Raw genomic sequence first — 16,599 nt, 5'->3', positions numbered from 1 at the left:
CGCGCGCTCGCAGGAGGAACTTCGTGGCAGAGGACCGTACGCCCTTCCCCGTGGTCAACTTCCGTGGTTACGACCGCGGACCCGTCGACACCCGGATGCAGGAGCTCGAGCGCGCGCTGCAGGACGCCCGCAGCCAGGTCGCCTCGATGGACGAGCGCGTGCTGCAGATCTCGGGCGAGCTGTCCGAGGCGCACCGCCAGCTCCGCGAGGCGGAGCGGCCCACGTACTCGGGCCTGGGCTCCCGCATCGAGATGCTGCTGCGGTCCGCCGAGGAGCAGTCGTCCGACGTCGTGCAGCAGGCGAACGCGCAGGCGTCCGACGCCCTCGCCCGTGCACGGCTCGCGGCCGGCCAGCTGCGTGCCCGCGCCGAGAACGAGGTCGCCGAGCTGCTCGCGACCGCGCGCCGCGAGGCGACGGAGGAGCGGTCGACGGCGCACACCGAGGCCGAGAGCGCGCTGACCGGCGCGCAGCGACGCGCGGAGGAGCTGGTCGGGTCGGCGGAGCGCGAGGCCGCCCGGATCCAGACCGCCATCCAGACCGAGGAGAGCGAGCGCCGCGCGACGCTGGAGCGCGAGCTCGGCACGCTGCGGGCGACGGTCGAGCGCGAGACGACCGAGCTCCGGATCAGCACCGAGCAGGCCGCGGAGGAGCTGCGCACGCGCACCGAGTCGGAGACGACGACGATGCGGGCCGAGGCCGAGCGGTACGACCAGGACCTGCGCCAGGCCGCCGACGCCGAGACGACGGCGCTGCGCCAGCGCGTGACCGCGGAGCTCGCCGAGCTGCGCACCGAGGCCGAGCGCTGGGCCGCGATGCAGCGGTCGGTGGCCGCGACGGAGATCGCCGAGGCCCGGCAGGCCGCGGCCGAGGAGTCCCGCGCCGTGCGCGCCGACGCCGCCGCCCAGGCCGACGCCGTGCGGTCGGCCGCCGAGCGGGCCGCCGCCGAGACCCAGCAGCGGGCGACCGCCGAGACCACCGCCCTGCGGGCCGAGGCCGAGCAGTACTCGGGCTTCGTCCGGGCGACCGCCGACCGCGAGACCGGCGAGCTGCGCGCGGCCGTGGCCGACGAGATCGCGGCCGCCCGCCAGGACGCCGAGCAGTCGCTCGCCGCCCTGCGTGCGGAGTCCGAGCAGTACGCGAGCGAGCTCCGCGCCGCCGCCGAGCGCGAGACCACCGAGCTGCGCGAGCGCACCGAGCACGAGGCCGCCACCGTCCGGGCGCTGGCCGAGCGCGAGACCACCGAGCTGCGCGAGCGCACCGAGCGCGACGCGGCCGAGCTGCGCGAGCGCACGGAGCGCGAGGTCGCGGAGCTGCGCGAGGCCACCCGCCTCGACGTCGAGCGCCAGCTCACCGAGGCGAACCGCGCCGCCGACGAGGTCCGGTCGACCGCCCGCGCCGAGGCCGACGCGCTCACCGCGCAGGCCCGACAGCAGCTCGCCGACGCCAAGCTGCAGATCGCCGCGCAGCGCGAGGCCGCCGAGCGCGCCGACGCCGAGCGGCACGCCACGGCCCGCGCCGAGACCGAGAAGCTCGTCTCCGACGCCGAGGCGCACGCCGCCGACGCCGAGCAGCGGGTCGCCAAGGCGCTCGAGCAGGCCGAGAAGATCCGCGTCGACTCGCAGAACCACTCCAAGGAGCTGCTGTCGAACGCGCGTGCCAACGCCGACCGCGTCGTCGCCGAGGCGCGTGAGCACGCCGAGAAGACGCTGTCCGAGGCGATGGCCGAGTCCGAGCGCGAGCGCACCACGTCCCAGCGGCAGGTCGAGGACCTGAACCGGCAGCGCGAGTCGATCACGTCCTACCTGGACGAGCTGCGCAACCTGCTCGGCCACGACCCGGCGCCGAACCGCACGACGCTGGAGAAGGCCGACGCCGCCCAGGCGCAGTTCGACGCGAAGCAGGCGGCCCGCCCGGCCGCCCGCCCGGCCCGCGGCAAGGGCCGGCCCGCCCCGGTGTCGGCTGCGACGCCCGCGGTCCCGGCACCCGCCGAGGCGAAGGACGACGCGAAGCCGGACGCGGCGGCGGACGGGGCGAAGGACGCCGCGGACGCGACGGCCCCGGCCGAAGCCCCCGCCGCCCCGACCGCGCAGGACGCCGAGCGCCCCGCCGCGGCGAAGGAGGCGGCGCAGGCCGCCCAGCAGCCCGCCGACGGCGCCGAGACCTCCGAGGACGAGGCCGCGGCCGCGCCGGCCGAGAAGTGAGCGAGCGCGACGCGTCGTCGGTCCCGGCCGGGGCCGACGACGCGGGTGCGCCCGACGCGCCCGACCAGAGCGCCGCCGACTGGCGGTCCCGCCGCCGCGAGGCCGCCGACGCCCACGAGGCCGCCCTCCGCGCCCGTCGTCAGGCCGAGTCCGCCCGCGCCCGCGAGCTCATCGCGCGATTCGTCGCCGACGCCCGCGACCGGGGGGTCGCCCCCGAGCCGCTGCACGCGCAGGGCTACGGCGGCCGTGGTCGCTACCGCACGCCGCTGGAGGGCTGGTACCTGCGCCGGGACCGGACGGTCGCGGTCGGCACCGACGGCGGCTTCTACGTGCTGACCGTGCCACCGTCTCTGGCCGCGCGGCTGCGCGGGGTGCGGCCGGAGCCGCAGGACCCGCCGCTCGTCATCGGCGCGGGCGGCAAGGACGGGGAGTCGCTGGACCTGCCGGTCGCGCTCGCCCGCGCGCTCGGCGACGACGCGACCTGACGCCGCGCCGTCTAGCGGCGGGCGCGCCCCAGCAGCTCCCCCAGCGCGGCCGCGACCGCGCCCGGCGCCTCGACGGCGGTGAGGTGCCCGGCGCCCGGCACGACCACGGCCTCGACGCCCAGCGCCGCCGCCATCCCCCGCGCCTCGGCGACCGGCGTCGGCTTGTCCTCGTCGCCCACGAGCACGAGCGCCGGCCCGCGGTACCCCGCGAGCACCGCGGTGCGGTCCGGCCGCGCGGCCATCGCGCGCTGCGACCAGGCCACCCCGGCGGCCGGCTGCCCCCCGATGAGCGCCTCCAGCCGGGCGACGAGCTCCGGGCGCTCCCGGGACGCCGCGCCGAGCAGCGCGGTCGCCATGGGCAGCACCTCGTCGACGGTGCCGCTCGACTCCACCGCGTCGGCGACCCGCAGCCGGTTGGCGCGGGCCTCGTCGGTGTCGGCGGTCGCCTTGGTGTCCAGCAGCCCCAGCCCCGCGACGAGCCCGGGGTGCCGCTCGGCCAGGGCGAGCGCGACGTAACCGCCCATCGACAGCCCCGCGACGACCGCGCGCCGGTGCCCCGCCTCGGCGAGCACCGCGGCCACCGCGTCGGCCGCGGCCTCGAGCGACGGCTCCGGCAGCGCCACCCCCTGCGCGGCGCCCAGCCCCGGCAGGTCGACCGCCAGGACCGGGCCGTCCAGCCGCGGGGCGACGTCGGCCCACATCCGGGAGTCGAGCGGGAAGGCGTGCAGCAGGACCAGCGGCAGCCCGGTGCCGGGTCGCAGCGCGTGCAGCGTGACGGTGGCGGTCATGCGTCCTCCTGGTCGGATCCGGCGAACGCCTCGCCGTCGGGCGACTGCGCGACGGCGGGCGCCTCGGCCTGCTCGCTCGGCCCGTCCCAGGTGGTCGGCAGCGGCACCGGCAGGCCCGGGCGCACGTGCCGGACGATCTCGTCGAGCACGCGCCGCACGTACGGCTCCCCGACCCACAGGTGCTTGGCGCCGTCGACGCCGATCACCTCCGCCTGGTGCACCCGGGCGAACCGCTCGCGGGCCTCGGCGGGGCGCAGGTAGTCGTCGTGCTCGGGGACCAGCACGACCAGCGGCTTGCCGTCGGCGTCCCAGGCGTCCAGGTCGGCGACGGTCGCCCGGTGCAGCGGCGGCGACAGCAGGACGGCGCCCTCGACCGCGGGGTCCAGGCCGTGCATGAGCGCGAGCTCGGTGCCGAACGACCAGCCGACGAGCCACGGGTGCGGCAGGTCGCGGAACTCGGCGAGCTCGATCGCGGCGTGCACGTCGAACTTCTCGGCGACGCCGCCGTCGAACGCGCCCTCGCTGGTCCCGCGCGGGCTCGACGTCCCGCGGGTGTTGAACCGCAGGACCGCGACGTCGGCGAGCGCCGGCAGCCGCCAGGCGGCCTTGCGCAGCACGTGCGAGTCCATGTAGCCGCCGTGCGTCGGCAGCGGGTGCAGCGTCACGAGCGTGGCCGCGGGGGTGCGCGGGGTGCCGTCGGCGTCGACGGGGAGCGCCAGCTCGCCGACGAGCGTGAGGCCGTCGGCGGTGTGCAGCTCGACCTCCTCCCGGTGCGCGGGCAGGACGGTCAGCGACCGGATGGGCGTGGGGGCGGCTGCGGTGGTCATCGCGGTCGAGCGTAGTCCGGGCGGTCAGCGCCGCGTCGGTCCCCGCCGGTGCCGCGCCGACCAGCACGCGGAGTGCCAGTGCCGGCGGTCCGCCAGCGCGGAGTCGGCCCCGAACAGCCCGTCGGACCGCCAGGCGACGACGTGCGGCGTGCCCGGCGCGATCTCCTGGTCGCAGCCCGGGCACCGGAACGTGCGGTCGGACCCGCCGACCTGCTGCACGGTCCACGCGCCGTCGGCCGCCTCCTCGGACGTGCGGCCGCCGCGCACCCGGTCGAGGTCGAGCGGGACGTGCTCGGCGGCGTAGGGACGCTTGCCGGAGCGGCGGGAGGACGGCACGCCCCCGATTGTCCCCCGGCGCGCCGGAGGGCGGCCACCGTGCGGTGGCCTCCCTCCGGCGTGCGTGCGGTGCGGGCGCCCGACGGCGCCGGGCCCGGCGTCAGGACAGCCCGGCCGCCGACTCCGCGGGCGCGATCGTCCGCGTCGCGACGAGGTCCCGGTACCAGAGCGCCGAGTCCTTGAGGGTCCGCTCGAGGGTGTCGTAGTCGACCCGCACGATGCCGAACCGGCGGTCGTAGCCGTACGCCCACTCGAAGTTGTCCATCAGCGACCACACGAAGTAGCCGCGCACGTCCGCGCCGGCGTCCATCGCGGCGCCGACGGCGTCGATGTGGTCGTGCAGGTACTCGACCCGGTCGAGGTCGTGCACCCGGCCGTCGGCGGACACCTCGTCGGCGAACGCCGCGCCGTTCTCGGTGACGGCCAGCGGGATCGACGGGTACCGCTCGTGCATCTCGAGCAGGAGGTCGGTCAGGCCCTGGGGCTCGATGTTCCAGCCCATCGCGGTGTGCGGGCCCGGCTGCGGCAGCCACTCGACGTCGTCGCAGCCCACCCACGGGCTGACCACCGACGACTTGTGCCCGTCGACGCCGGGGCTGCCGTCGCCGACGACCGGCTCGCCGTGCAGCCGCTGCACCCGACCCGTCGAGTAGTAGTTGATGCCGAGCAGGTCGATCGGCTGCCGGATGAGCTCCAGGTCGCCGTCCTGCACGAACGACCAGTCGGACACGGCGGCCGTCTGGGCGAGCACGTTCTCCGGGTACCGGCCCTCGAGCAGCGGCTGCAGGAACACCTCGTTGGCGACGGTGTCCACCTGGCGCTTCGCCTCGACGTCCTCGGGCGCGTCGGACGCGGCGCGGGTCACGTGCAGGTTGAGCGTGATCGACACCTGCGCGGCGTCGCCGAGCACCTCCCGGATCGCGAGGGCCGCGAGGCCGTGCGCGAGGTTGAGGTGGTGCACGGCGGCGAGCGAGGCGCCCTGCTCGGTGCGGCCCGGGGCGTGCACGCCGGAGGCGTAGCCCAGGTAGGCGGAGCACCACGGCTCGTTGAGCGTGGTCCACACGGTGACCTTGTCGCCCAGCACCTCGGCGAGCTTGCGGGCGTAGTCGGCGAACCGGTACGCGGTCTCGCGGTTCGTCCAGCCGCCCTCGTCCTCCAGGGCCTGCGGCAGGTCCCAGTGGTAGAGCGTGACGACGGGCTTGATGCCGGCGGCGATGAGCCGGTCGACGAGGTCGGTGTAGAACGCCAGACCCTCGGCGTTCCACTCCCCCGACCCGGTGGGCTGCACCCGCGGCCAGGCGATCGACAGCCGGTAGGCCTGCAGACCGAGGGACTGCATGAGCGCGACGTCCTCGGGGACCCGGTGGTAGTGGTCGGCGGCGACGGCGCCGGTGTCGCCGTTGAGCACGGCGCCCGGGCGCGCGGAGAACGTGTCCCAGATGGACGGCGCGCGGCCGCCCTCGGAGGCGGCCCCCTCGATCTGGTACGAGGCGGTGGCGGACCCCCACAGGAAGTCGGCGGGGAACGTACGCCCGGAGGGGCGGGAGGTGGTCATCAGGAGCTTCCTCGGTTCAGGTGGGTGAGCCGCGGGACGGCGATGTCGAATCGATACGATACACGAACGTGGGAGCGCTCCCGCGCCCCCTGCGCCCAGACGCGCCCGCCGAGATGGCAACTCTCGGCTCTGCGCGGCGGGAGCCACGCAGCCGAGAGTTGCCATCTCGGCGACGGGTGTCGCCCCGGGTGGGCGAGCAGCGGCGGGGTCAGGCGGGGAGGGTGAGCTCCGCGCGCGGGCCCTCGGCCGCCTGCGGCGTGCCCAGGGCCGCAGCGACGTGCCACGCGGCCGGGACGGCGCCCGTGGCCTCGACCGTGACCGTCGACCCCGCGCGCCGCGCGACGAACTCCACGTCCCCGCCCGCGCCGCGGACCGTGGTCCGCGCCTCGGCGCCGTCCGCCAGGCCGAACACCCGGAGCGTGACGCCGTCGGCGTGGTCGTAGTCCGGGCGGTCGGTGCGCGCACCGACCGGCAGCAGCGTGCCGGGCCGGACCAGCACGGGCAGCGAGTCGAACCCGTGCCGCTGCCGGTGCCACCGCGGGCCGGACACCGTCGAGCCGTCGAGCAGCGACGTCCACTCGCCCTCGGGCACGTAGACGTCCACGTCGCCCTCGGCGTTGAACACGGGCGCGACCAGCAGCGACGACCCCAGCGCGTACTGGGTGTCGACCGTCGCGGCGCCCGGGTCGTCCGGGAACTCGAGGAACAGCGGCCGCATGACCGGCAGGCCGTCGGTGTGCGCCTCGCGGCCCACCGCGGACAGGTACGGCATGAGCGACAGCTTGAGCTCGGTGAACCGCTGCGTGACCTTGACCGACTCCTCGTCGAACGCCCACGGCACCCGGTACGACGACGAGCCGTGCAGCCGGGAGTGCGAGGACAGCAGGCCGAACGCGAGCCAGCGCTTGAACACCGCGGCGTCCGGCGTGCCCTCGAAGCCGCCGATGTCGTGCGACCAGTACCCGAACCCGGACGACGCCAGCGACAGCCCGCCGCGCAGCGACTCCGCCATGGACACGAACGTCGACTCGCAGTCGCCGCCCCAGTGCACGGGGAACTGCTGGCCGCCGGCGGTGGCCGACCGCGCGAACAGCACGGCCTCCCCCTCGCCCTTGACCTCCTCGAGCAGCTCGAAGACGGCCTTGTTGTACAGGTGCGTGTAGTAGTTGTGCATCCGCTCGGGGTCCGCGCCGTCGTGCCAGACGACGTCCGTCGGGATCCGCTCGCCGAAGTCGGTCTTGAAGCAGTCGACGCCCATGTCGAGCAGGGCCCGCAGCTTGCCCTTGAACCACGCCGTGGCCTCGGGGTTGGTGAAGTCGACGAGGCCCATGCCGGCCTGCCACATGTCCCACTGCCAGACGGAGCCGTCGGCGCGCTTCACGAGGTAGCCGAGCTCGGCGCCCTCGGCGAACAGGTGCGAGCGCTGCGCGATGTACGGGTTGATCCAGACGCACACCTGCAGGTCCCGCTCGTGCAGCCGGGAGAGCAGGCCCTCGGGGTCCGGGAACGTCGCCGGGTCCCACACGAAGTCGCACCAGTGGAACCGGCGCATCCAGAAGCAGTCGAAGTGGAACACCGACAGCGGCAGCCCGCGCTCGGCCATGCCGTCGATGAACGACATGACGGTGGCCTCGTCGTAGTCCGTGGTGAACGAGGTCGACAGCCACAGGCCGTAGGACCAGTCCGGCACGGCGGCCGGGCGCCCGGTGAGCGCGGTGTACCGGCGCAGCACGTCCTTGGGATCCGGGCCCGCGATGACGTAGTAGCGCAGCCGCTGGCCGGCGACGCTGAACTGGGTGCGGGACACGACCTCGGAGCCGATCTCGAACGAGACGTGGCCGGGGTGGTCGACGAACACGCCGTAGCCCGCGTCGGTCAGGTAGAACGGCACGTTCTTGTACGACTGCTCCGAGGAGGTGCCGCCGTCCGCGTTCCAGATGTCGACGGTCTGGCCGTTCTTCACGAACGGGGTGAACCGCTCGCCGAGGCCGTAGACGTGGTCGCCCACCCCGAGCCCGAGCTGCTCGCGGACGAACGGCCGGCCCTCGGCGTCGGTGACCACGCCGACGCCGCGCGAGGTGGCACCGGTGACGACCCGGCCGTCGACCTCGACGTCGAGCGCCCACTCCCCCGTCGTCGACACCCGGGCGGTGAGGTTGCCCGTGGTCAGGGAGGCGCGGGGGTCGTCGTCGGTCGACCCGGCGACCACCACGTGCGGCGCCGCGTCGGCGAGGCCGAACGCCGGCCCGTGGTCCACGCCGCCCTGGTGGTGCTCGATCGTCACGCCGAGCACCCCCTCGGCGGGCGAGTCCAGGGTGATCGTGATGAGCGGGTGGTTGAGCGTGTCGCCGCGCGTGGCGAGGCGGCCGGTGCCGGCGTAGGCGGTGAGCGATCGCTCGCCCAGCACGACCTCGTCGACCGCGCGCGGGCGCTGCACCGTGACGCCGGGGAGGGTCTGCCAGTAGCCGTCGGTGAACTTCATGGATGCTGCCCTTGCCTTACTTGACCGCGCCCGCGGTGATCCCGCGGGTCAGCGTGCGCTGGAAGATGAGGAAGAAGACGATCGCCGGGATCATCGAGACGAGGGCGCCCGCGTTGGTCGTGGGGGCGTCCATCATGCGGTCGCCCTGCAGCGAGGCGAGGGCCACCGGGATCGTCTGGGTGGCGTTGGTCGTGAGCATGACCAGCGGGATGAAGAACTCGTTCCACGTCCAGATGAAGAAGAAGATCAGCAGGACGCTGAGCGTCGGCCGGACCACCGGGAACACGACGCCCCACAGGGTCCGCCACCGGCCCGCGCCGTCGAGGGACGCCGCCTCGAGCAGCGCCTTCGGGAACGTGCCGAGCACCGACGACAGCAGGTACGTGCCGAACGCCGCCTGGATGACCGTGAAGATGATGATGACCGACCACTGGTTGTTGGACAGCCCCACCTCCTGGGCCATCTGGAACAGCGGGTAGACCAGCACCTCCTGCGGCAGCATGTTCGCGAGCAGGAACAGCGTGACGATCCACATCCGGCCCCTCACCCGGCCGACGCCGAGCGCGTACGCGCTGAACAGCGACAGCACGACGGCGAAGAGCGCGACCGCGCCCGAGATCCAGACGGAGTTGACCAGCTTCTCGGGGAAGTTGACGCGGGTCCAGAAGTTGCGCAGGCCCTCGGTGTAGAACTCCGCCGGCCAGGACAGCGGGCCGTTCTGCGAGTAGTCCGCGGGAGCCTTGAACGCGTTCAGCACCATGATGACGAACGGCACGAGCATGACCACGGCGACCAGCACGGCGGCGGCGAGCACGAACCAGCGCGCGGTGCCGCGGCGGTGCCGGCGGTCGGTGTCGGTGGCCTTGGCGCGCGGCGGGCGGACCGGGCGGCCCGTGCAGACGGCGGTGCCGGCGGGCAGCGTCTCGATCGGGGCGGCCATCAGCGACCCTCCTCCTCACGGCGGGCGCTGCGGGCCTGCAGCACCATGATGACGACGGCGATCAGGATGATCAGGACCGTCAGGACGTTCGCGATCGCGGCGCCGTAGCCGACCTTCGACTTGTCGAAGAAGTTCAGGTACGAGTAGTACGACGGCACGAGCGTCGACGACTCGGGGCCGCCGCGGGTCAGCACGTAGATCGGGCCGAACACCTTGAGCGCGGCCACGGTGCAGGTGAGCGTGATGACGAACGTCTCGGGCTTGATCTGCGGGATCGTGATGGCGCGGAACCGGTGCCACCAGCCGGCGCCGTCCAGCTCGGCGGCCTCGTAGAGCTCGGGGTCGACCCGCTGCAGCGCGGACATGAAGATGACGACCGGGTAGCCGATCTGGATCCAGATCAGCACGAGCATGACGGTCGGCAGCGCGGTGTCGGTCGAGCCCAGCCAGTTCGGCGGGTTCGCGACGCCGATCTCCCGCAGGATCACGTTCACGGCGCCGGTCTGGGAGTTGAGGATCCAGTTCCACAGCACGCCGGCGACGGCGACCGGCAGGATCTGCGGCAGGTAGTAGGTGGCTCGGAGCACCGAGGCCACGCGCGGGCCGAACCGCTTGCCGAGCACGTCGAACAGCGTGGTCGCGAGCAGCAGGCCGATCAGCGTCGGCACCACCACCATCGCGAGGATCATCGCGATCGAGTTCCGGAACGACGTCCAGAACTGCTCGTCCGCGAGCAGGTCGGTGTAGTTGCCGAGCCCGTACCAGCGCAGCGGGGCGTTGCCGCCCTTCCACTTGTGCAGGCTGTACCAGATGTTCATCCCGAACGGGATCAGGATGACGACGGTGAAGGCGATCAGGCCGGGCAGCAGGTAGGGCAGGTACCCGACCCAGTCGCGCGAACGGCGGCCGCGGCGGCTGCCGCGGGTGCGCGGCTCCTGCGGCGGCGCGGCGCGGTCGACGGTGGTCAAAGCGGCTCCTCGCGAGGTGGGGCGCCCGGGCCGGCGGCGTGCACCGCCGGCCCGGGCAGGGGGTGGGGACTCAGCCCTCGAGCAGGTCCGTCTTGCCGTCCTGGTAGGCGGTGGACAGGCCGTCCAGCACCTCGGACGGGGACTTCGACTGGTTGACCAGCGACTGCAGCTCGCTGACGATCACGTCGTAGTAGCCCGGGACCGGCCAGTCGGGGTAGAACGCCAGGCCGTCCTCGTCGAGGATCGACTCGAAGTTCTCGGTCATCTCCTTCGTCTTCTCGTCGGTGATCGACGAGGAGTCGCCGGCGACCGGCAGGCCGCCCTTCTGGCCGAGGATCTCCTGCACCTCGGGGCGCAGCGTGATGTCGATGAAGTCGTACGCCAGGTCCTTGTTGGCGGCGTTCTCCGGGACGACCCACAGGTTGCCGGACGATCCCGGGTGCATCGTGTTGTCCGGGAACAGCGCCTGGGTCCAGGTGAACGGGATCTCCTCGACCAGGCGGCCGAACCACCAGGAGCCGGAGACCATGATCGGGTAGGTGCCGTTGATGAACGACACGCCCATGTCCTCGGCGGTCAGCGCGGCCGAGTCGGACGCGATGTAGCCGGCCTTGATCCACTCGTCGAGCTTCTCGGTCGCCTGCGTGAACGCCTCGTTCTGGAAGTCCACGTCGTCGGCGAACAGCTGGTAGTCGTCGATGAGGTCGCGGTCGCCGTAGTGCAGCACGAGCTCGTACCAGAGCTGGCCGAGCGGGTACTCCGCGCCGGCCTCGGCGAGCGGGGTGATGCCGGCGGCCTTGAACGTGGCGAGCGCGGCCTCGAACTCGTCGAACGTCGTCGGCTGCGCGATGCCCTGCGCGTCCAGCATGTCCTGGTTGTAGTAGACGCCGACGAACTCGCCGTAGTTCGGCACCCCGTACCAGTCGCCGGAGCCCATGAGGCCCTGCTCGTCGTACATCGCCGTCGTCTGGATCGAGTCGGGCAGGGTGTCCGCCCAGCCGCGCGAGTCGGCCTCCTCGGTCAGCGGGGTGATGAGGCCCTGCGAGGCGAGCTGGCCCGCGGTCGCGTTGCCCTTGTTGTACTCCATGACGTCCGGCACGTCGTCGCCGGTGAGGAAGATCTTCGCGTTCTTCTGGATCTGCTCGAACGTCTGGTTCTCGACGTTCACCGTGACGTCCGGGTGCTCGTCCTCGAAGATCTCGATGGCCTTGGCCCACGCCTGGCCCATCGCCGAGTCGTCGTTCTCGTAGTGCCAGACGGTCAGCGTGTCGCCGTCCGAGCCACCGCCCCCGCCGCTGCTGTCTCCGCCGCACGCCGCCAGGGCGAGCGGCAGGGCGAGCGCCAGGGCGCCGGCCACGTACCGCTTCCGCGCAGATGCCATCACACGTCCTCCTCGTCGAGTTCCTGCTGTGCTGGTCGGGGTCCGGCGGTCGCCGGCGCCCCGTGGTCGATCGGTCTAGGGGGTCGTCGCCCCGGCGAGCGCACCCGCCTGGGCGTCGCGCGGCGCCGGGCCGGTGCTGCCCAGGTCCACGAGCCGGCACGGCTCGAGGACGGGGGCGGGCACCTCGCCGGTGCCGAGCAGGGCGAGCAGGGCGTCGACGCCCGCCCGCCCGAGCTGCGCGCCGGGGGCGTGCAGCGTCGTGAGCGGCGGCACCGTCTGCCCGGCGACCGCCGGGGACGAGACCACCGCGAGCACGGACAGCTCCGCGGGCACGGCCACGCGGCGGACGGCGAGCTCGGCGGCCACGCCGAACGTCGCGTCCTCGTTCATGGTGATGACCGCCGTCGGCGCCGGGGACGCGTCGAGCAGCCCGGCCAGCGCCGCGCGGCCCCCGGCCACGGACTCCTCGGCGTACACCTGCACGGGGTCGAGGCCGCGGGCCAGCATCTCGGCGGTGTAGGCCGCGGCGGCGCGCACGGTCGGGCCGTGGCCCTCGGCGAGCCGGTGCTCCGCGTGGTTGACGAACGCGATCCGGGTGTGGCCGAGCCCCGCGAGGTGCGCGACGGCGTCGGCCAGCGTGGCGGCGAAGTCGACGTCCACGGTCGGCACCTCGGGGTCCGCCTCGTCCGCGGTGCGGCCGATGAGCGTCACCGGGACGCCGGCACCCCGGAGGGCGGCGACCCGGGCGTCCCAGGCGTGCACCTCCATGACCAGCACGCCGTCGGCCAGCCCGCGCCGCGCGACGTCGAGCACGCCGTCGGCGTCCTCGGCCGCGAACGGCCAGAGCACCAGCTGGTACCCGCGCTCCTGGGCGACCGCGGCCGCGCTGAGCACGAACTCGGCCGACGTCCGGCTGAGCCCCGAGTCCGCGACGGGGTAGGTCAGCGCGAGCACCCGGCTGCGGCGCGTGGCCAGGCCGCGGGCCAGGGCGTTGGGGCGGTAGCCGAGCTCGTCCATCACGGACTCGACCCGGGCGCGGGTCGCGGCGGAGACGGGGCGGGCGCCGGTGAGGGTGGCCGACACGGTGGACAGCGCGACGCCGGCCCGGCGTGCCACGTCCTGCATCGTCACCATCGTCGTGCGGACCTCTCCCTCGAGTGTCTCGGCGGCACCTCGTCCGTGAGGTGTCGAAGCGCTTCGCGCGGTCGTCACTGTAGGCCCGGGATCACGAGGGCGTCCAGCCCCAGGGGTCTCGAAACGGTCACAACTCGTGTCGAATCGCTTCGATAGTAGGCGATGGATCGCGCCCGACGTCAAACCGCGGGAACGCGCGGCACACGTAGGACGAATCGCGCGAACGGCGCACCTGTGCCCGACCCCGCGTCGAACCGCTTGCACACCGCGAAGCGCTTCGCCTCAGCGCGCCACTGCTCCTCGTCCAGGTGCCGGCACGCACCCGCGCCCCGACCTGCGCCGGGGGACGCCGCACCCCCACTACCCTGGGCGGATGGCGACCATCGGGGACGTGGCCCGCGCGGCGGGGGTGTCCGTGTCGACCGTCAGCTACGTGCTGAGCGGCAAGCGCACGATCTCCGGCCCCACCCGCGACCGGGTGCAGCGCGCCATCGCCGAGCTCGGGTACCGCCCGCACGCCGGCGCCCGCGCCCTGGCGTCCAGCCGCAGCAACGTGATCGCCCTGATGGTGCCGTTCCGGCCGGGGATCAACGTGCAGATCATCATGCAGTTCGTCGGCGGCGTCGTGACCACCGCGCGTGAGCACGACCACGACGTCCTCGTGCTCACCCAGGACGACGCCCAGGGCATCGACCGGGTCGCGGCGAGCTCGACGGCCGACGCCCTGATCGTGATGGACATCGAGTCCGAGGACGCCCGGCTCCCCGCGCTGCGCGCGCTGGCGCTGCCGAGCATCCTCATCGGCGTCCCCGACGACACCACCGGGCTCAGCTGCGTCGACCTCGACTTCGCCGGGGCGGGCCGGCTGGCCGTCCGCGAGCTCGCCGGGCACGGCCACCACCGGCTCGTCCTGGTCGGGGCGTCCCAGGACCGGCTCGACCACCGCGCGAACTACGCCGTGCGCATGCGGCAGGGCGTGCTGGAGCAGGCCGCCGCGGCCGGGGTCGAGGCCGCGGTCGTGCCGGCCGAGCCGACCTTCTCCGGCGGCGCCGCCGCCCTGGACGCGGTGCTCGCGCGGCACCCGGGCACCACGGGTCTCGTCGTGCACAACGAGGCGGCCCTCGGCGGGCTGCTGGCCCGGGCGGCCGAGCGCGGCCTGCGCGTGCCGGACGACCTGTCGATCGTGGCCGTCAGCCCGGCGGAGATGGCCGCGGGCCTGCCCGTGCCGGTGTCGCTCATCGAGGTGCCGGGCGAGCGGATCGGGCGGATCGCGGTCGAGATGGTGATGGCCCGCCTGTCCGGCGAGGACACCGCCGAGACGCGCCTGGTCTCCCCCGCCTTCGCCGACCACGGCAGCGTGACGGCGCCCGCCGGGACGCGCGCGGGCTGAGTCCCGCGGCGCCGCGTCAGGCCGTGACCAGCCGCCCCGCGCGGTACACCGCGACCGGCGCCAGGTCCTCGTCCGTCACGACCACGTCCGCGCGCCGCCCGACCGTCAGCGCGCCCAGGTCGGGCCGGCCCAGGACCTCCGCGGGCGTCGTCGCCGCGGCGCGCACCGCCGCCACCAGCCCGATCCCGGCACCGACCACGGTCCGCACCACGTCCAGCAGGTGCGCCGTCCCGCCGGCGATCGCGCCGGCCGAGCCGTCGTCGGCCAGGATCCGCGCCACCCCGCCGCCCACCCGGACCGCCATCGGCCCGAGCCGGTAGTCGCCGTCCGCCATGCCCGCCGCGGCCATCGCGTCGGTGACCAGCGCGATCGAGCCCGGGCCCACCAGGTCGAAGACGGCCCGCACGGTGCCGTCGGCCAGGTGGGTGCCGTCCGCGACGAGCTCGACCACCAGGTCCCCGCGCGCGGCGGCGGCCAGGCAGGCGGCGATCGGGCCGGGGTCGCGGTGGTGCAGCGGGCGCATGCCGTTGAACAGGTGCGTGGCGGTGGGCCGCGGCGACCGGCCCGGCGCGCCGAGGCGCCCGGTCAGCAGGGCTCGCGCCCGGTGCACCGCGACGTCCACCTGCTCCGACGCGGCGTCCGTGTGCCCGATCGACGGCACGACGCCCCCGCGCACCAGCGCGGCCAGCACGTCCGCGCCGTCGCCGGCCCCCGCGGCGCCCGTGCCGTCCGCCACCCCCGGGACCTCCGGGGCGACCGTCATCGTCACCAGGTGCCCGCGCGCGGCGGCCACCAGGTCCGCGACCAGCGCGGGGTCCCCGGCCAGCATGTCCGCCGGGTTCTGCGCCCCGCACCGGTCGACCGACAGGAACGGTCCCTCCGCGTGGACGCCGACCAGGTCGCCCGACTCCACCAGGTCCGCCAGCAGCGCCGCGCGCGCCAGCAGCACGTCCCGGGGCGCCGTGACCAGCGAGGCGACCAGGCTCGTCGTGCCGTGCCGCAGGTGCTCGCGCACGGCGACCAGGGCCTCGTCGCGGGTGGTCGCGTCCGGGAAGCTCGACCCGCCGCCGCCGTGGTCGTGCAGGTCGACCAGCCCGGGGAGCAGGGTCGTCCCGGGGGCCGGGGCGGGCGGGACCTCGTCGGCCCAGCGCCCGGGGACCTGCGCGGCGGGCCCGACCCAGGCGATGCGGCCCTCGGCGAGCACGACGGCGCCGTCGGGCAGGACCTCGGAGGGCGTCACCACCTCCCCGCGCAGGACGACGGCGGCGGGGGCGGTGTCGGCGGTGGTCACGGGCCCATCATGGCGCACGCTCGAACCCGGCCGACGCAGTTGGGTGGAAGGTTCTGACCGACACGCCGACGGCGTGTCGGTCAGAACCTTCCACTCGACGCAGGAACCCGGTCAGAACAGCCGGGAGTCCACGTCGTCGACGCCGCGCATCGCGTCGTAGTCCAGCACCAGGCACGCGATGCCGCGGTCCGTGGCCAGGACCCGCGCCTGCGGCTTGATCTCCTGCGCCGCGAACACGCCCCGCACGGGCGCGAGCAGCGGGTCGCGGTTCAGCAGCTCCAGGTACCGGGTCAGCTGCTCGACACCGTCGATGTCGCCGCGGCGCTTGATCTCGACGGCCACCGTGGCTCCGGCCGCGTCCTTCGCGAGGATGTCGACCGGGCCGATCGCGGTCGGGAACTCGCGGCGCACCAGCGTGTGACCCGCGCCGAGGACGTCGATCTGCGCGGCCATGAGCTCCTGCAGGTGCGCCTCGACGCCGTCCTTGATCAGGCCGGGGTCGACGCCCAGGTCGTGGTCGGAGTCGTGCAGCACCTCGTGCACCTCGATGACCAGCCGGTCGTCGCTCTTGGTGTGCTGCACGGTCCACACCTGGGCGACGCCGCGCTCGAGCGCCTCGCCCGCGGCGTCCTCGGTGCGCAGCGTGCACGGCGGGCTCATCCAGTTGAGCGGCTTGTACGAGCCGCCGTCGGAGTGCAGCAGCACCGAGCCGTCCGCCTTGACCACGACCAGCCGGGTCGCGAGGGGCAGGTGGGCGTTGAGCCGGCCGCTGTACCGGGCCGAGCAGCGCGCGACGAGCAGGCGCATGGGAGTCCTTACGA

At 74.5% G+C, this 16,599-nt stretch carries 14 protein-coding genes; 3 read left to right on the top strand and 11 right to left on the bottom strand.

All coding sequences use genetic code 11. The features are described 5' to 3' along the window. Positions 1-23: 23 nt before the first annotated feature. Both FKM96_RS15350 and FKM96_RS15345 read left to right on the top strand, forming a co-directional pair. The gene (locus FKM96_RS15350) at positions 24-2,201 is read left to right on the top strand and encodes a hypothetical protein (protein WP_210417285.1); all 2,178 of its coding nucleotides are present in this window, start codon (positions 24-26) and stop codon (positions 2,199-2,201) included. Beyond that, a complete protein-coding gene (locus FKM96_RS15345; RefSeq protein ID WP_246855011.1) occupies positions 2,198-2,686 on the top strand; it encodes a hypothetical protein in 489 nt (162 codons plus the stop codon). Before FKM96_RS15350 ends, FKM96_RS15345 begins: the two co-directional genes overlap by 4 nt. A gap of 11 nt (positions 2,687-2,697) precedes the next feature. Here the strand turns inward: FKM96_RS15345 and FKM96_RS15340 are convergent, their stop codons facing one another. The 9 genes from FKM96_RS15340 to FKM96_RS15300 form a co-directional block, all read right to left on the bottom strand. Further along, positions 2,698-3,474 (bottom strand): alpha/beta fold hydrolase, encoded by a 777-nt coding sequence (locus FKM96_RS15340; RefSeq protein WP_147795968.1) that lies wholly within the window; start codon positions 3,472-3,474, stop codon positions 2,698-2,700. Continuing rightward, the gene (locus FKM96_RS15335) at positions 3,471-4,301 is read right to left on the bottom strand and encodes an alpha/beta hydrolase (RefSeq protein ID WP_147795967.1); all 831 of its coding nucleotides are present in this window, start codon (positions 4,299-4,301) and stop codon (positions 3,471-3,473) included. The genes FKM96_RS15340 and FKM96_RS15335 overlap by 4 nt, the downstream gene beginning before the upstream one ends. Positions 4,302-4,325: 24 nt before the next feature. Then, a complete protein-coding gene (locus FKM96_RS15330) occupies positions 4,326-4,637 on the bottom strand; it encodes a hypothetical protein (RefSeq protein ID WP_147795966.1) in 312 nt (103 codons plus the stop codon). A 100-nt stretch (positions 4,638-4,737) separates the two neighbouring features. Continuing rightward, entirely contained in the window at positions 4,738-6,192 is a 1,455-nt protein-coding gene (locus FKM96_RS15325; RefSeq protein ID WP_147795965.1) for a glycoside hydrolase family 1 protein, read from the bottom strand. Between the two features lie 208 nt (positions 6,193-6,400). Next, positions 6,401-8,674 (bottom strand): alpha-xylosidase, encoded by a 2,274-nt coding sequence (gene yicI / locus FKM96_RS15320; protein ID WP_147795964.1) that lies wholly within the window; start codon positions 8,672-8,674, stop codon positions 6,401-6,403. 16 nt (positions 8,675-8,690) lie between these two features. After that, positions 8,691-9,614 (bottom strand): carbohydrate ABC transporter permease, encoded by a 924-nt coding sequence (locus FKM96_RS15315; RefSeq protein ID WP_147795963.1) that lies wholly within the window; start codon positions 9,612-9,614, stop codon positions 8,691-8,693. Next, positions 9,614-10,582, bottom strand: coding sequence for a carbohydrate ABC transporter permease (locus tag FKM96_RS15310; RefSeq protein ID WP_246855010.1), 969 nt, complete (start codon positions 10,580-10,582; stop codon positions 9,614-9,616). Before FKM96_RS15310 ends, FKM96_RS15315 begins: the two co-directional genes overlap by 1 nt. A gap of 70 nt (positions 10,583-10,652) precedes the next feature. Continuing rightward, positions 10,653-11,963: an ABC transporter substrate-binding protein gene (locus FKM96_RS15305; protein ID WP_147795962.1), complete on the bottom strand. Its 1,311-nt coding sequence runs from the start codon at positions 11,961-11,963 to the stop codon at positions 10,653-10,655. Positions 11,964-12,038: 75 nt separating this feature from the next. Further along, complete coding sequence (locus FKM96_RS15300; RefSeq protein ID WP_168217000.1) at positions 12,039-13,088, bottom strand: LacI family DNA-binding transcriptional regulator; 1,050 nt, start codon at positions 13,086-13,088, stop codon at positions 12,039-12,041. 382 nt (positions 13,089-13,470) lie between these two features. Between FKM96_RS15300 and FKM96_RS15295 the strand changes: the two genes are divergently transcribed. Beyond that, on the top strand, positions 13,471-14,487 hold the full coding sequence (locus FKM96_RS15295) for a LacI family DNA-binding transcriptional regulator (protein WP_147795960.1): 1,017 nt from the start codon (positions 13,471-13,473) through the stop codon (positions 14,485-14,487). Between the two features lie 16 nt (positions 14,488-14,503). On the opposite strand, the gene FKM96_RS15290 is transcribed toward FKM96_RS15295, so the two are convergent. Beyond that, positions 14,504-15,778, bottom strand: coding sequence for an N-acetylglucosamine-6-phosphate deacetylase (locus FKM96_RS15290; RefSeq protein ID WP_147795959.1), 1,275 nt, complete (start codon positions 15,776-15,778; stop codon positions 14,504-14,506). Between the two features lie 111 nt (positions 15,779-15,889). Then, complete coding sequence (gene nucS / locus FKM96_RS15285; protein ID WP_147795958.1) at positions 15,890-16,585, bottom strand: endonuclease NucS; 696 nt, start codon at positions 16,583-16,585, stop codon at positions 15,890-15,892. Between the last annotated feature and the right edge of the window lie 14 nt (positions 16,586-16,599).

Source organism: Cellulomonas sp. Y8, assembly GCF_008033115.1.
GTDB lineage: Bacteria > Actinomycetota > Actinomycetes > Actinomycetales > Cellulomonadaceae > Cellulomonas.
The sequence above is the reverse complement of the archived record's forward strand: the minus strand, read 5'-3'. Positions and strand labels throughout refer to the sequence as shown.

What these genes read in the sequence shown, in the direction of transcription:
- FKM96_RS15340 (WP_147795968.1), bottom strand. Translation starts at nt 3,474, where the DNA reads ATGACCGCCACCGTCACGCTGCACGCGCTGCGACCCGGCACCGGGCTG.
- FKM96_RS15335 (WP_147795967.1), bottom strand. Translation starts at nt 4,301, where the DNA reads ATGACCACCGCAGCCGCCCCCACGCCCATCCGGTCGCTGACCGTCCTG.
- FKM96_RS15325 (WP_147795965.1), bottom strand. Translation starts at nt 6,192, where the DNA reads ATGACCACCTCCCGCCCCTCCGGGCGTACGTTCCCCGCCGACTTCCTG.
- yicI (WP_147795964.1), bottom strand. Translation starts at nt 8,674, where the DNA reads ATGAAGTTCACCGACGGCTACTGGCAGACCCTCCCCGGCGTCACGGTG.
- FKM96_RS15315 (WP_147795963.1), bottom strand. Translation starts at nt 9,614, where the DNA reads ATGGCCGCCCCGATCGAGACGCTGCCCGCCGGCACCGCCGTCTGCACG.
- FKM96_RS15305 (WP_147795962.1), bottom strand. Translation starts at nt 11,963, where the DNA reads ATGGCATCTGCGCGGAAGCGGTACGTGGCCGGCGCCCTGGCGCTCGCC.
- FKM96_RS15300 (WP_168217000.1), bottom strand. Translation starts at nt 13,088, where the DNA reads ATGCAGGACGTGGCACGCCGGGCCGGCGTCGCGCTGTCCACCGTGTCG.
- FKM96_RS15295 (WP_147795960.1), top strand. Translation starts at nt 13,471, where the DNA reads ATGGCGACCATCGGGGACGTGGCCCGCGCGGCGGGGGTGTCCGTGTCG.
- nucS (WP_147795958.1), bottom strand. Translation starts at nt 16,585, where the DNA reads ATGCGCCTGCTCGTCGCGCGCTGCTCGGCCCGGTACAGCGGCCGGCTC.